Genomic DNA, 13740 nt, shown 5'->3' with positions numbered 1-13740 from the left:
GCCGTATTCCCGCAGACGCGGGGTAAGGCGGCGGTTAACCGGCGCCGGGAGCGGGAGCGGCGCCGGGGGCGGTGCCGGTGTCGCGGTCCAGCACGTGCAGGCAGCCGGCGCGGGTGCGGTAGCCGACGTCGCCGGTGCGCCACCAGCCGTCGCGGAGGTTCTCGTCGTAACGGTCCCGCTCGCCGTGGTACGTCTGGGCGAGGCCGTCCCAGCGGACCTCGATGAAGCCCGGGTTGGCCGCCGAGACGGCCCGCCCGTCCCGGGAGGCCACGCGGACCCGGGCGCCGCCCGGCAGCGGGAAGCCGGCGCAGCGGCCGTCCATGGCGCGGGCGTGGCGGCGGTAGTAGGGGCGGCCGGCGGCCGGGCCCGCCTCGGACTGGCCGTAGATCTGGAAGAACCCCGGGTTGCGACGGCGGGAGGCGCCCAGGAGGCGGCGTACGGTGCGGGGGTGGAGGGCGTCGAAGGTGGCGGAGAAGTACTTCACCGAGGCGAAGGGCGCGCGCGGGTCCGCGGCCAGTCCCTCCCAGGCGAGGAACGAGCGGGGCAGGGCCTCGACGAGCCCGGGGCGGTTCTTGACGAAGAACCTGGCGACCGCCCGCGGGTCCTGGTCGTTGACCAGGAGCGTCGGCATGCCCTTCAGCAGCGTCAGCGCCATCGCCGCGAACAGCCGCGAGTGCACGAACGGCACGCTGACCGCGACCGTCTCCCGCCGCCGCAGCGCGCCGAGCAGGAACCGCTGCGGGCGCAGCCGGGCGCGCATCGTGCGCGGGGTGTGCACCACCAGCTTCGGCACGCCCGTGGTGCCCGAGGTGTGCGTGATCAACGCGGGCTCGTCGAGGCCCTGGCACACCGGCGGCACCGCCGGCGACCCGGCGAGCCGCGCCAGCGACGCCACCCCGCGGCCCGCGCCCGCCACCCCGATCACCGACGCGGTCAGCCCGGCGAGCGGCAGGTCCGCCAGCTCGTCCAGCTTCGGGCCGTCGGTGAGGAGGTGCGGCCGCGGCAGCCGCTTGAGCAGCGCGGCGAGTGTGGGGGCGGGGAGGGCGGGGGAGAGCATGACGGGGACCGCGCCGAGGCGGGCGGCGGCGGTGGCCAGCAGCCAGGCGTCGACGTTCGCCCGCTTGCAGACGGCGACGTGGTGCCCGGCCCGTACGCCGGCCGCGGCGAGGCGGTTCGCCAGGTCCGCCGCGTAGGCCGCCACCTCGGCCACCGTCAGCCGGCGGCCGGCGTCGGGCAGGACGTCGAGGTCGTGGTCGAGGGTGAGGAGCGTGGCGCCGTGCCGTAGCGCGGCCCGCTCCGGGACCGTACCCAGATAGAGGCCGCGCTCGTGGTTCGGGATCCGGCTCATGACGACCTCCACCCAGACCGGCGTCACCTTCGGTTACGGAGGGCGGGGGTGCGCCCTCGACCTGCGCGGCGACAGTGTGGGGCGGGGGACTTGGCCGCCAGCCGGAGGCGACTTGGCGCCCGGTTGACGATTCGTCAGTGGAAAAGCGGCATAACGGCACACGCCTGACCTCTCAGGCTGCCTGATCGGGGTGTGAGGCGGTGTGTGGTTTCTGTTTCGATTCGTGGCGCCGGCCACACACGGGCCCCGCGCCGGGCCCGCGGGGCCGCGGGCCCGGCACGTCGTGACCGAACGTGACCGGCCCGCGGCCTCCGGGCCGGGCCGCGCGCTCGCCGCCGCTCAGGTGGGCAGCACGCACCCGGTCGACGCCGTGGCGAACGGCTCGCCCGACGCGGTGAGCGCGCCGGTCTCCGCGGCCACGGTGAACACGCCGATGTTGGCGCCCCGTTCGTTGGCCGAGAAGAGCAGCGCGCCGTCGGGCGACAGCGTGATGTGCCGCGGCCAGCTGCCGCCGCACGGCACGGCGTCCTGGAGGGCGAGCGTGGCGCCGCCGCCCCCGACGGCGAAGCGGGCGACGCTGTCGTGGCCGCGGTTGGAGAGGTACACGTACGCGCCGTCCGCCGAGATCGTAATCTCCGCCGGGAAGTTGCCCCCGGGGTCCACGCCGCCGGGGAGCGTCGACCAGCTCTCCAGCCGGGTCAGCCCACCGGTCGCCGCGTCGTGGGCGTACGCGGTGACGGTGCTGTCCAGCTCGTTGGCCACGTAGGCGTGGCCGCCGTCGGGGTGGAACACCATGTGCCGCGGTCCGGCGCCGGGCACGGCCCGTACCTCGGAGACCGGCGCGAGGGCGCCGCCGGTGTCGAGCGTGTAGGTGTAGACGGAGTCGGTGCCCAGGTCCACGGCGTAGACGAAACCGCCGGCGGGGTCGGTGACGATCTGGTGGGCGTGCGGGCCCTCCTGGCGGTCCGGGTCGGGTCCTGAGCCGGAGTGCTGGACGAAGCCGGTGCGCTCGCCGACGCTGCCGTCGGCCTCGATGACGTGCGCGGCGACGCTGCCGCTGTTGTAGTTGGCACTGAGCAGATGGCCGCCGCCGGGGTGCACCGACACGTGCGTGACGCCGGCGCCGCCGGTCGACCGCACGCCGCCCAGCGCGCTGAGCGCGCCGTCCGCGCCGATGGCGTACGCCCGCACCCCGCCCTCGGGGCCGCCGCCGACGGTGGAGTAGAGCACGTCGCCGGCAGGGGAGAGGGCGAGGAAGTCGGGGTTGGTGACGTCGCCGAAGCCGCCGCCGGTCTCGGTGAGCGCGCCGGTGGCGGTGTCGTACGTGCAGGCGATGATGCCCTGGCCGTAGGTGCCCAGGTAGAGCGGATTGAGAGCGGCGCGGCCGGCGGCGCGGCCCGGGCCGGCGTGGGCGGCGCCGGCGCCCGCGGCACCGATGCCCGCGGCGCCGAGCGCGCCCGCGCCGAGGGCGCCGAAGAGCAGGGAGCGGCGGCTGGCGCCGGAGGGTTCGGGACGTGACGGCATGCGAGACCTCCAGTGGGGGATGGAGTGACGAGTGGGTGGCATGTCCCGGCCATGAGCATGCCGCCCGCCCCCGGACGGGTCAACGGCGCCCCGTCGCCCCCGTCGCCCTCGCCGTCACCAGCCTTCCGCCCCCGCCGCCTCCGCCGCGACCGTCGTCGACTCGCCGTGCCCGGTGCGTACCACCGTCTCCGGCGGCAGCGTCAGCAACCGCGCGCGGATCGAGGCTTCGATCGTCGGGCGGTCGGAGTACGAGCGGCCGGTGGCGCCCGGGCCGCCGTGGAAGAGGGTGTCCCCGGTGAACACGGTGCCCAGGCCCGGGGCGTACAGGCACACCGCGCCCGGCGCGTGCCCCGGCGTGTGCAGGACCGTCAGGTCCGTGCCCGCCACCGTCAGCGTCTGGCCGTCGGCGAGGGCGGCGTCGGGGGCGCGGTCCGGGTGGGTCATGTCCCACAGCACCCGGTCGTCGGGGTGCAGCAGGACCGGCGCGCCGGACGCGGCGGCCAGCGCGGGGGCCGCGTCGATGTGGTCGTCGTGCGCGTGCGTGCAGACGATCGCGGTCAGGCGGCGGTCGCCGACGGCCGCGGCGATCGCGTCGGCGTCGTGCGCGGCGTCGATGACCAGCGCCTCCGTATCGTCGCCGACGATCCACACGTTGTTGTCGACGTCCCACGTGCCGCCGTCGAGCGAGAACGTGCCCGAGGTGACCAGGTGGTCGATCCGCACGCGGCTCACAGGACCACCACCGAGCGCAGCACGTCGCCCGCCTGCATCCGCGCGAAGGCCGCCTCCACGCCGTCGAGTTCGATGGTTTCGGAGACGAAGGCGTCGAGGTCGAGGCGGCCCTGCCGGTAGAGGTCGATGAGCACGGGGAAGTCGCGGGACGGCAGGCAGTCGCCGTACCAGGAGGACTTCAGCGCGCCGCCGCGCCCGAAGACGTCGAGCAGCGGCAGCTCCAGCCGCATCTCGGGGGTGGGGACGCCGACGAGGACGACGGTGCCGGCGAGGTCGCGGGCGTAGAACGCCTGCTTGTACGTCTCGGGGCGGCCGACCGCCTCGATGACGACGTCGGCGCCGTTGCCGCCGGTCAGCTCGCGCACCGCCGCGACGGGATCGGTCGCGCGGGCGTCGACGGTGTGGGTGGCGCCGAGGCCGGTGGCGGTGGTGAGCTTCCGCTCGTCCACGTCGATCGCGATGATCTTCGCCGCGCCGGCCAGCCGCGCCCCCATGACGGCCGCCCCGCCGACGCCGCCGCAGCCGAAGACGGCGACGGAGTCGCCGCGGCCCACCTCGCCGGTGTTGAGCGCGGCGCCCAGGCCGGCCATCACGCCGCAGCCGAGCAGCCCGGCCGCCGCGGGGGACGCCCCGGGGTCGACCTTCGTGCACTGGCCGGCGGCGACGAGGGTCTTCTCGGCGAATGCGCCGATGCCCAGCGCGGGCGCCAGCTCGGTGCCGTCGGCGAGGGTCATCTTCTGCGTCGCGTTGTGGGTGTCGAAGCAGTACCAGGGCCGCCCGCGCTCACACGCCCGGCACCGGCCGCACACCGCGCGCCAGTTGAGGATCACGAAGTCCCCGGGCGCCACCCCGGTGACACCGTCGCCGACGGCCTCCACCACCCCGGCGGCCTCGTGCCCGAGGAGGAAGGGGAAGTCGTCGTTGATGCCGCCCTCCCGGTAGTGCAGGTCGGTATGGCACACCCCGCACGCCTGCACCGCCACCACCGCCTCGCCCGGCCCGGGGTCGGGCACGACGACGGTCTCGATCCGCACCGGCTCGTTCTTGGCGCGCGCGACGACGGCGCGTACGTCCTGGGGCATGAAGGGTGCTCCGTTCCAACGCTGGCGGGGCTCATACAGTACGTGCTCCGCCCCGGTCGAGCGCCCTGCCCTGCCGCGGCGGGGATCAGGTGTTGTTCGACCGGCCGACGTAGAGGTTCCGGGCGCGGTAGAAGGTGTCGCCGGAGGGGCCGGGGGAGCCCGAGGAGCCCTCCATCTGCAGGTTGATGATGATCCACATCGGCTCGCCGACGAAGTTCGAGGCGCGGTGCTGACCGACCCAGGTGCCGTCGAGGTAGTAGTGGATGTCGGCGTCGGTGGCGCTCACCTTGGCGATCCAGGCGCGGTAGGTGTGCCAGGCGCCGGGGTTGGAGACGCCGACGACGGTGTTGTCCCAGCCGCCGTCGTAGGTGTTGAACCAGTTGCGGGCGTCGCCCTTGTACTCCAGGATGTCGCTCTCCGGCGGCCAGCCGTTGACGCCGGTCAGCCAGAAGGCGGGCCAGGTGCCCCGGGCGGACGGCGCCTGGAACTCGCCCTTGACCTCCCACTGCGGGTACCGGTCGCTGACGACCACGTGCGCCTTGGAGTGGACGGCACCGGAGTGGTAGCGGATGGGCAGGTGGGGGTCGGAGCTGCTGTTGCCCTCGTCCCAGGTGATGCGCGACGCCTTGAGTACGAGGACGCCGGATTCCAGATAGACGTGGTTGTGGTCGCCGGCGCTTGCGTACATGCGCGCGGAGCCGTTGTGGTCGGAGCCCCACGGATAGCGGTAGTTCCACGCGGCCTCCAGGGCGCCGTAGTCGGCGAAGGTCCCGGAGCCGATGACGGTCTCCCACGCGAGCGGCGCGGCGGGTCGCGCCGCGGCGGGGCCGGCGGCGGCGAGGGCGGTGCCGGCGGAGAGGGCGGCACCGGAGGAGAGCAGGAACGTACGGCGGTCGAGCGGCATGGGGACCTCGCTTCGCGGACAGCGGACGGCGGACGGCTTACGTACGCGGGCGGTGGCGAGGCCCCGGCGCGATCCGCCCGTCGACTTACCACGAAAGCACAACCCCCGCCCTCCGGGGAGACCGCGGCGGGCAACGCCCCCACGGCCACCGGGTCCGGCTCGACACCCAGGACCACCCGGTTCCCCCGGCCGCCGGACAGGGCCCTGTCCTCCGGTCAGGACCCCGGGCGGGACCCTCCGGTGTCTCTCGTCGTCATGGGACTCGCAACCGGGCGGTCGCCGCGCTGACGGGGCGTCGTCGTAAGACGGCACGGGTGTGGGGCGGGTGCTGGCATACTCGGGGCGCGCGCTCGGGTCCTGGGGGAGCCGGGTGCCGTCCCCAGACCCGACTTCCGTGACGAGGAACCGAGTTGATGCGGCTCACGCGTGTACTGGCCGGTTTGCTGGCCGCCGGGATGCTCACCGCCTGCGGCGGCGGTGACGGTGGTGACGACGGCAAGGGCGGCGGGATCCTCGGGGGCCCGTCCGGGGGCGGCGGGGGCGCGCCGGAGGCGCAGCTGAAGGTGCCCGCGCTGTACGACACGTCCCGGGGCTGGGAGTCCGACCTCCGCGGTACGCAGCACCCCCTGCCGCACTCCGGCGCGGTCGGCGTGTACACCGGGGAGCCCAGGCAGTTCACCGTCCTGGACGTGACCAGCGGCGACACGCTGTGGACCAGCGCGAAGCTGCGCTCCGCGGGCGAGGACATGCGCTACGAGTCGCTCTCGGCCACCGCGGGCGGCAAGGACTACCTCGTGCTCTGGGGCACCGGCACGACCGAGGGCGACGTGGTCAGCAAGGGGAGCGAGATCACGACGATCGACATCTTCGACGCCGAGGGCTCCGGCGAGGGGGTGAAGCCCGCCCGGCACGTCGAACTCGAAGGTGAGGGATTCGTGTCGGACGGCGGCGGCGGGCTCATGGTCAAGCAGCAGGACGGCGACGTGTACGTGACCGTCGACCTTGCCACCGGGGCCACGGAGGAGTACGACCTGTACGAGGTCGAGCCCCCGGCGAGCGAGTGCAACCTGTGCGGCGTCCTCTCCGAGATTCAGGGCGTCACGGCCGGCGGCCCGCTGCTGTGGAACGAGGGCCTCGGATCCGACACCGCGCTCTGGGTGCCGGACGGATGGACGGGCGCGGAGATCGATGCGGACGCCCGGCCCTACCCGTCGCTGATCCTGGAGGACGTCCTGGTGGCCCGGTGGCGTGCGAAGGGGGCGACCCACGTCACCTGGGGCGCGCTGGACAGCGCGACCGGCGAGATCCGCGCGGAGGTGCAGTGCGAGCCGGATGGCGGCCTGGGCGGCTTCGACGCCGAGGACGAGCCCGCTCTCTCCGCGAACGGGCGGTACCTCGTCAGGGGCAACGTGGTCTTCGACCTGGAGCAGGGCGGGGGGCACTGCTTCGAGGAGACCGACACCGACAAGCCGGTGGAGTTCGACGGTGTGACCGACACCGGCCTCGCCTTCGGCGTGGCGCCGGACACGCGCGTGGTGGTCGACATCGCCACCGGCAAGGTGGAGGCGAGCAAGCACCTGGAGGTCCCGTTCGCCGACTACGCCGGCCACGGGCTGTTCTGGGACGAGGAGAACAGCTCGATGGTCGTGTACCCGCACGCGAGCTAGCTCCGCTGCGCCCCGACTTCCGGTACGTGCCGGGGCGTTGACCCCGGGCGGCCGGGGCGCTTACTTTGACAGGGCACAGTCGGTAAGCGCTTTCTTCTACGTACCGGGAGAACACTGTGCCCACCCCCCACTCCCGCACCACCCGCCGGGCCGCCGGCCTCCGGGCGGCCCTCGTCGCCACCGCCGCCGGGTGCCTGCTCGCCGCCGCCCCGCCCCTGTCCCCGGCCCCGGCCACCGCCGCACCCGCACCCGTCCCCGAACGCCTCGTCCTCTTCGACGGCACCTCCACCGCAGGCTGGAGCCAGGCCGGACCCGGCGGCTTCACCCTCGACGACGGCGCGCTCACCTCGTACGGCGGCCTCGGCCTCCTCTGGTACTCCGGCCGCGAGTTCGGCCGGGACTACCGCCTGACGCTCGACTGGCGCATGGCCGGCGACGACAACTCCGGCGTGCACCTCGGCTTTCCGGCCGGGGAGGACCCCGCCATCCGCAACGAGGGCTTCGAGGTGCAGATCGACGCCACCGACGCCCCCGACCGCACCACCGGCGCGGTGTACGGGTTCCGGTCGCCCGACATCGCCGCCCGCGACGCCGCTCTCCGGCCGCCGGGGGAGTGGAACACCTACGAACTCCGCGTCACCGGTGACCGGCTCACCGTGCGCCTCAACGGCGTGAAGATCAACGACTACACCGACACCGTCCCCGAGCGCCGCCTCGGCCCCGGCCACGTCGGGCTGCAGAACCACGGCGCGGGAGACGAGGTCTCGTTCCGGAACATCGTGATCGAGGTCTTTGGCAAGTGACGAGCAGGCGGGAAACGGCGCCGCGCCGTCCCGCCGCACCGCCTCCACCTTTGGGAGCCTCATGAGCCGTCCGATCAAACCCCTGGCCCTCGCCGCCTCCCTCGCCGTCCTGCCGGCCCTGCTGGCGGCGACGCCCGCCGCGGTCGCCGCGCCCGGGCCCACCGGCGCGAGCGCCCCCAACGCGGCCGGGTTCACCCGCACCACTCTGGTCGACTCCGGCCTCGCCGACCCCTTCGAACTGGCCGTCACGCCGGACGGGCGGGTGATCTGGGCGCAGCGCACCGGCGAGCTGAAGATCGTCGACCAGGAGACCCGGGAGGTCACCACCGCGTACGACTTCGACTACCCGCTGGAGTTCACCACCCAGTCCGACGGGCTGATCGGGCTCGCGCTCGACCCCGGCTTCGCGCGGAACAACCGGCTGTACGTGATGCACTCCGACAAGGCCGAGAAGGAGGTCGACATCTCCCGGTTCACCCTCGACGGCGACAAGCTCGACCCCGCCTCCCGGAAGACCCTGCTGTCCATCCCCACCTGGCGCGACGAAGGCCGCGCCAACGTGCACATGGGCGGGTCCCTGGCCTTCGACAGCAAGGGCAACCTGTACGCCGCCACCGGAGACAACACCGACCCCTTCGAGTCCGACGGCTTCGCGCCGATCGACGAGCGCGACGGACGGCACGCCTGGGACGCGCAGGCCACCTCCGCCAACACGAACGACCTGCGCGGCAAGGTGCTGCGCATCAAACCCACCAAGGGCGGCGGCTACACGATCCCGAAGGGCAACCTCTTCGAGAGAGGCGAGAAGAAGACCCGCCCGGAGATCTACGCGATGGGCTTCCGCAACCCGTTCCGTATCGCCGTCGACCCCGCCACCGACGCGCTGATGGTCGGCGACTACGGCCCCGACTCCGGCGAGGCGAACCCCGACCGCGGGCCTGCCGGCACCGTCGAGTACAACCTGATCACCCGGGCCGGCAACATGGGCTGGCCGTACTGCGTCGGCGACAACATCCCGTTCAACGACTACGACTTCGCCACCGGCACCTCCGGCGACAAGTTCGACTGCGCCGCGCCCGTCAACGAGTCGCCGAACAACACCGGCAAGACGCGGCTGCCCCCGGCCACCGCCGCGCAGGTCTGGTACTCGTACGCGGCCTCCCCCGAGTTCCCGGAGCTGGGCACGGGCGGCGGCGGCCCGATGGGCGGTCCGGCGTACGACTTCGACCCGGACCTCGACAGCGCGACGAAGTTCCCCGAGTCGTACGACGGCAAGTGGTTCAACTACGAGCTGACCCGTAAGTGGTTCAAGACGTTCTCGTACGAGGACGGCGAGCTGCGGTCGATCGACCCGGTGTTCGAGGGGATGGAGTGGATCCAGATCTTCGACGCCGCCTTCGGGCCCGACGGCTCGCTCTACGTCATCGACTTCGGCGCGGGTAGCGGCGTCGGCCGCGGCAGCACCAACACCGACGCGGGGATCTACCGCATCGACCACGTCGCGGAGAAGACGGCGGAGTAGCCGGGCAGCCGGGGACCCGGGCAGCCGGGGACCCGGGTACCCGGGTCGGCGCCGCCGGGGCGGTTCTTCCGCCCGGCGGCGCCCCGGCGGCGGAGGATGAGGGGGTACGCACTCGCCGACGCCGCAGGAGCAGACGATGAAGTTCCAGTCCAGGGTCGAGCCCCCGGAGCCGATGAAGGGCCTGGAGATTCCCCCCGAGGTGGTCGAGTCGCTGGGCGGGGGCAAGCGGCCGCCGGTGACGATCACGCTGAACGGGCACGTGTGGCGCAGCCGCGTCGCCCTCATGCGCGGCCGCTACCTCATCGGCCTGAGCCGGGCGAACAGGGAGGCCGCGGGGGTGGAGACGGGCGACGAGGTCGAGGTGGGGCTGGAGCTGGACACCGAGCCGCGTCCGGTCGTCGAGCCCGAGGAGCTGGCCGCCGCGCTCGACGCCGAGCCGGCGGCCAGGGCCGCGTACGACAAGCTGCCCCCGGGGCGCCGGCGGCAGCACGTGATCGCGGTCGAGGGCGCGAAGAAGCCCGAGACGCGGCAGCGGCGGGTGGAGAAGATCGTCGCGGAGCTGCTGGACCGGCCGGGGAGCTAGTCCGGCCGGGGAGCTAGTCCGGGGCGGTCCCGGCCGCCTCCGGCCGGTCCTCCGGGCGGTCCTCCGGCCGGTCCTTCGAGCGGTCCTCCGGCCGGTCCTCCGGGCGGCCGGCCCACTCCACCAGCGTGATGTCCAGGTCCCGCAGCCGGTCGGCCTCGGCCACCAGCTCGATCCGGGTGATCCGGTCGTCCACCAGGGTGAACCGGAACGCGACGACCGTACGGGACTTCCGCCGCCAGACCGCGCCCACGTCCCCGCCGACCAGCGCGAGCTGCGCCGCCTGCGCACCGCCGGAGAAGGTCTCCGCCACCGCCTGCGCGCCCAGCGTGCCCGGCGCCGCGCCGATGCGCACGGCGGCCGCGTCGGCGTGCATCGCGACGTCCGGCGCCAGCAGCTCCAGCAGCCGCGCGAACTCGCCCTTGCGGGCCGCCGTGAGGAACGCGCTCACCACCTCGTGCTGGCGGCGCAGGTCCGGCAGCGGCGACGTGTCCTGGACGCGGCGGCGGGCGCGGCTGGCGAGCTTCCGCGTCGCCGCCGGGCTGCGTTCGATGACCGCGGCGATGTCGGAGAACGGCACCGCGAACATGTCGTGCAGCACGAAGGCCAGCCGCTCGTCCGGCTCCAGCGTGTCCAGGACGACGAGCAGGGCCATCCCCACCGAGTCGGCCAGCAGCGCGGCCTGCTCGGGGTCGGCGCTCTCGTCCGCCGGGGCGGCGGGCACGGGGTCGGTGTGGTCGTCGAACAGCACCGCGCGGCGGTTGCGGGCGCGCAGCACGTCGAGACAGACGCGGCCGACGACGGTGGTGAGCCAGGCGTCGAGGTTGTCGACGGACTCCGCGCCGTTGCGGTGCAGCCTGATCCACACCTCCTGCACGGCGTCCTCGGCCTCTTCCGCGGAGCCGAGCATGCGGTGGGCCACGGCCTGCAGCCGCGGCCGCCGCTCCTCGAAGCTGCGGGCCAGCTGCTCGCTGTCGTGCATGACCACTCTCCGTCTTCTCTCCCGGTGCCGGCGCGCGGTGCGGGCACCGCCGGTCACATCACCGCCGCGGCGGACGTCGTAGGGGTGTGCACGTCGGAATCCGGTGCCACGTTATTCCCAGAAGGAGCGATTTTCCCATGCAACCGCGAATGCCGAACCCGGCCATGGTTCTCGATGCTATGCAGTCCGTCGGGGACGTCTACAAGGCCACCTATTCCGGCGGGGTGCCGAAGACCACGCTCGACCTCGTACATCTGCGCACCAGCCAGATCAACGGATGCAGTGCGTGCGTCGACGCCGGCTCCCGCAATGCGCGTAAGAGCGGCGAGACCGACGAACGGCTTTCCGCGGTCGCCGCCTGGCGGGACACGCCGTATTTCACCGACGAGGAGCGTGCCGCGCTGGCGCTGGCGGAGGCCACCACCAGGATGGCCGACCGCAGCGACCCGGTGCCCGACGACATCTGGAACGAGGCCGCCCGGCACTTCGACGAGAAGGGCCTCGCGGCCGTCGTCCTCACGATAGCCGTGACGAACATGTTCAACCGGCTGAACGCGACCACCAAGCAGATCCCCCAGGACTGGGGCTCCTGACCGGGTGCTCCCAGGCGCCGTCCCGGTCCGCGGTGCGGCGGACCGGGCCGGCCGCCGGCCGGCGGCCGGAGAAGGGAGCGGTGCCGTGGAGCCGGGGGAGTCAGCCGGGCAGCGGCCCCAGGGCCACGGCGGCACTCGCCATCATCAGGACCAGGGCGACCACCACGAGCAGCAGGGCGGCGGTCAGCGCCCACGCCCGCCCGCGGTTGACCCGCCGCAGGGCGAGGATCGTGTCCACCTTCGCGCGGTTCCACTCCTCCGGGCCGGAGCGGACGTGGGGCTCCAGCAGCCGGGTGAGGTCCGCCGCGCCGGCGTGCGGCAGCCGTACCGGTACGTTGACGAGCAGCCCCAGCACCGCGGCGAGCACCAGCATGACCAGGGCCGCCACGAGCAGGCGCTGAGCCGTCCCGGGGAACGTCACGGACCGGCCGCTCGCGGCCAGCGCCACCGCGCCGGTGGTGATGCCGACGAGGGTGCCCGCGGCCGAGATGACGGCCATGCCGCGGGCTTCGAAGGAGGTCTTCTTGGCGCGCTCCTCGGCCAGTTGCTCGGCCAGCAGCGCGGACACGTGTCCGAGGTGCGTCTCCTGGTTCACGGGCGCACCCGCCCTGGGGTCGCGGTGGCCCGTGCGGTGGCGGGGCTGGTGCCGGGGTCGTGGACGGTGGCGGGGCCGGTGGCGGCCGGGTCGGCGGCCGTCACGACCGCTCGTACCCGTGGCTCAGGGCGTGCGGCGGCGGCTCGCCCAGGACCGTCAGCGGCCAGGCCAGCCCCCGCGGCTCGCGGAGGCCGGGGTCCCGCAGCCCGGTCAGCCCGAACTCCGCGGCGGCGCCGGCGACGGCCTCGCCGAGCCGCAGCTCCCGGCCGAGCGCGTCGAGCCGGCTCTTCACCCGGCCGATCCGGTCCTCGTTGGCCGCCGCCTCGGCCATGGCCGCCGCCAGCCGTCGCGGCGCCTCGTCCTGCCCGGGGCGGCCGCCGTTCATCCCGGCCAGCGTCCGGCGCAGCCGGCGCGGCAGCCTGCCGGCCGCCCCCGTCGCGACGAGGGCGGCCAGCACCGCCCGTACCCAGGCCCGCTCGTCGTCGGCGACCGGGTCGTCCCGTTCGACGCGCTCCGCCATCCGCAGGCACAGCCCGGCCTCGGCCGGCGCGAGCCGTCCGGCGAACGCCTCCAGGTCGGCGCCGAGGCGGCGCTTCTGCGCCGCCCAGCTCGCCCGGGCGTTGGCGGCGGGCGCGCGCGACCGTCCCACGAGGTCGCGGAGGCGGTGGCGGGCTTCGAGCGCCGCGACGAGTTCCGCGTCCGCCGCGTCGATGCGGGGGAGGACGTGCTCGATGCGCGTCATGATCTTCTTCAAGAGGTCGTACACGCTGCCGACGTCCGCCAGGGTGACGGCGGACGCGCTCCGTTGCTCCAGGTCGACGATCACGGCGCACGGCACGAGGGACTCGGGGATCCCGAAGAAGCGCTGCATGGCGGAGACCGCGAGCGTGAGGGCGCGCTGGTGCCTCTCCAGGCCGTACGGCCGGACGCCGGTCGCCTCGGCGACCAGCCGCGGGCCCGGGCCCGCCGGCGCCGCGGCGTCCCCGTCCGCCCGTACCCTCCCGCCCCGCAACGCGGTCCCCATCCGTACCGACCCCGGCGACTCGCGGGACGACATGAACAGCCGCCCGCTGTGGCCGCCCGCCTCCGCCACGCCCCGCACCGAGATGGTCTCGGGTTCGTAGAACCCGTGCGGGTGCTCGGCGGACAGGTGAAGGCCCTCGGGCGAGGGGGAGAAGACGGCGAGGGGGCGGCCCGTCAGATCGTCGATGTCGCTCCAGTGCTGGAAGAAACCCCGTTGCAGCTCCGGCGCGTCGGCGGTGCGGGCGAGCAGGAACACCATTCCGGCGTAACCGCCCTGGCTCAGGGTGCGGAAAGGCAGGGACAGAAAACTCTCGACGGACAGATCGGCATCGGATGAGTACACGCGCACCCCTCGGCCGGACACCGGAAACCGGACAGTGGCAGT

Annotated in this window: 11 protein-coding genes and 2 pseudogenes; 5 read left to right on the top strand and 8 right to left on the bottom strand. The window is 74.0% G+C overall.

Translation table 11 applies throughout. The annotated features are described in order from the left end of the window. Nucleotides 1-34: 34 nt before the first annotated feature. From ACHZ99_RS04495 to ACHZ99_RS04475, 5 genes are all read right to left on the bottom strand, one after another. Nucleotides 35-1348 (bottom strand): class I adenylate-forming enzyme family protein, encoded by a 1314-nt coding sequence (locus ACHZ99_RS04495; RefSeq protein WP_420302987.1) that lies wholly within the window; start codon nt 1346-1348, stop codon nt 35-37. A gap of 339 nt (nt 1349-1687) precedes the next feature. After that, on the bottom strand, nt 1688-2872 hold the full coding sequence (locus tag ACHZ99_RS04490; protein ID WP_420302986.1) for a lactonase family protein: 1185 nt from the start codon (nt 2870-2872) through the stop codon (nt 1688-1690). Between the two features lie 114 nt (nt 2873-2986). Continuing rightward, complete coding sequence (locus ACHZ99_RS04485; RefSeq protein ID WP_420302985.1) at nt 2987-3604, bottom strand: MBL fold metallo-hydrolase; 618 nt, start codon at nt 3602-3604, stop codon at nt 2987-2989. Continuing rightward, nucleotides 3601-4686, bottom strand: coding sequence for an S-(hydroxymethyl)mycothiol dehydrogenase (locus ACHZ99_RS04480; protein WP_420302984.1), 1086 nt, complete (start codon nt 4684-4686; stop codon nt 3601-3603). The genes ACHZ99_RS04485 and ACHZ99_RS04480 overlap by 4 nt, the downstream gene beginning before the upstream one ends. A gap of 85 nt (nt 4687-4771) precedes the next feature. Next, on the bottom strand, nt 4772-5590 hold the full coding sequence (locus tag ACHZ99_RS04475; protein ID WP_420302983.1) for a glycoside hydrolase family 16 protein: 819 nt from the start codon (nt 5588-5590) through the stop codon (nt 4772-4774). Between the two features lie 413 nt (nt 5591-6003). Between ACHZ99_RS04475 and ACHZ99_RS04470 the strand changes: the two genes are divergently transcribed. The 4 genes and pseudogenes from ACHZ99_RS04470 (at nt 6004) to ACHZ99_RS04455 (ending at nt 10165) form a co-directional block, all read left to right on the top strand. Beyond that, nucleotides 6004-7257 (top strand): hypothetical protein, encoded by a 1254-nt coding sequence (locus ACHZ99_RS04470; protein ID WP_420302982.1) that lies wholly within the window; start codon nt 6004-6006, stop codon nt 7255-7257. 269 nt (nt 7258-7526) lie between these two features. Then, a pseudogene (locus tag ACHZ99_RS04465) lies at nt 7527-8060 on the top strand (3-keto-disaccharide hydrolase); the annotation flags it as partial. A 190-nt stretch (nt 8061-8250) separates the two neighbouring features. Continuing rightward, nucleotides 8251-9567 (top strand): annotated as a pseudogene (locus ACHZ99_RS04460) (PQQ-dependent sugar dehydrogenase); the annotation flags it as partial. Nucleotides 9568-9718: 151 nt separating this feature from the next. Next, entirely contained in the window at nt 9719-10165 is a 447-nt protein-coding gene (locus ACHZ99_RS04455) for a YdeI/OmpD-associated family protein (RefSeq protein WP_420302981.1), read from the top strand. Between the two features lie 13 nt (nt 10166-10178). On the opposite strand, the gene ACHZ99_RS04450 is transcribed toward ACHZ99_RS04455, so the two are convergent. Next, nucleotides 10179-11144, bottom strand: a complete 966-nt coding sequence (locus ACHZ99_RS04450; RefSeq protein WP_420302980.1) for a sigma-70 family RNA polymerase sigma factor — start codon at nt 11142-11144, stop codon at nt 10179-10181. A gap of 137 nt (nt 11145-11281) precedes the next feature. On the opposite strand from ACHZ99_RS04450, the gene ACHZ99_RS04445 reads away from it, so the two are divergent. After that, nucleotides 11282-11737, top strand: a complete 456-nt coding sequence (locus tag ACHZ99_RS04445; RefSeq protein ID WP_420302979.1) for a carboxymuconolactone decarboxylase family protein — start codon at nt 11282-11284, stop codon at nt 11735-11737. Nucleotides 11738-11837: 100 nt separating this feature from the next. Here the strand turns inward: ACHZ99_RS04445 and ACHZ99_RS04440 are convergent, their stop codons facing one another. Next, complete coding sequence (locus tag ACHZ99_RS04440; RefSeq protein ID WP_420302978.1) at nt 11838-12332, bottom strand: hypothetical protein; 495 nt, start codon at nt 12330-12332, stop codon at nt 11838-11840. 100 nt (nt 12333-12432) lie between these two features. Continuing rightward, nucleotides 12433-13698 (bottom strand): hypothetical protein, encoded by a 1266-nt coding sequence (locus ACHZ99_RS04435; protein WP_420302977.1) that lies wholly within the window; start codon nt 13696-13698, stop codon nt 12433-12435. Between the last annotated feature and the right edge of the window lie 42 nt (nt 13699-13740).

The organism is Streptomyces sp. MAR4 CNX-425 (assembly GCF_048656465.1).
Lineage (GTDB): Bacteria > Actinomycetota > Actinomycetes > Streptomycetales > Streptomycetaceae > Streptomyces.
This window is presented reverse-complemented; position numbering and strand designations above follow the sequence as displayed.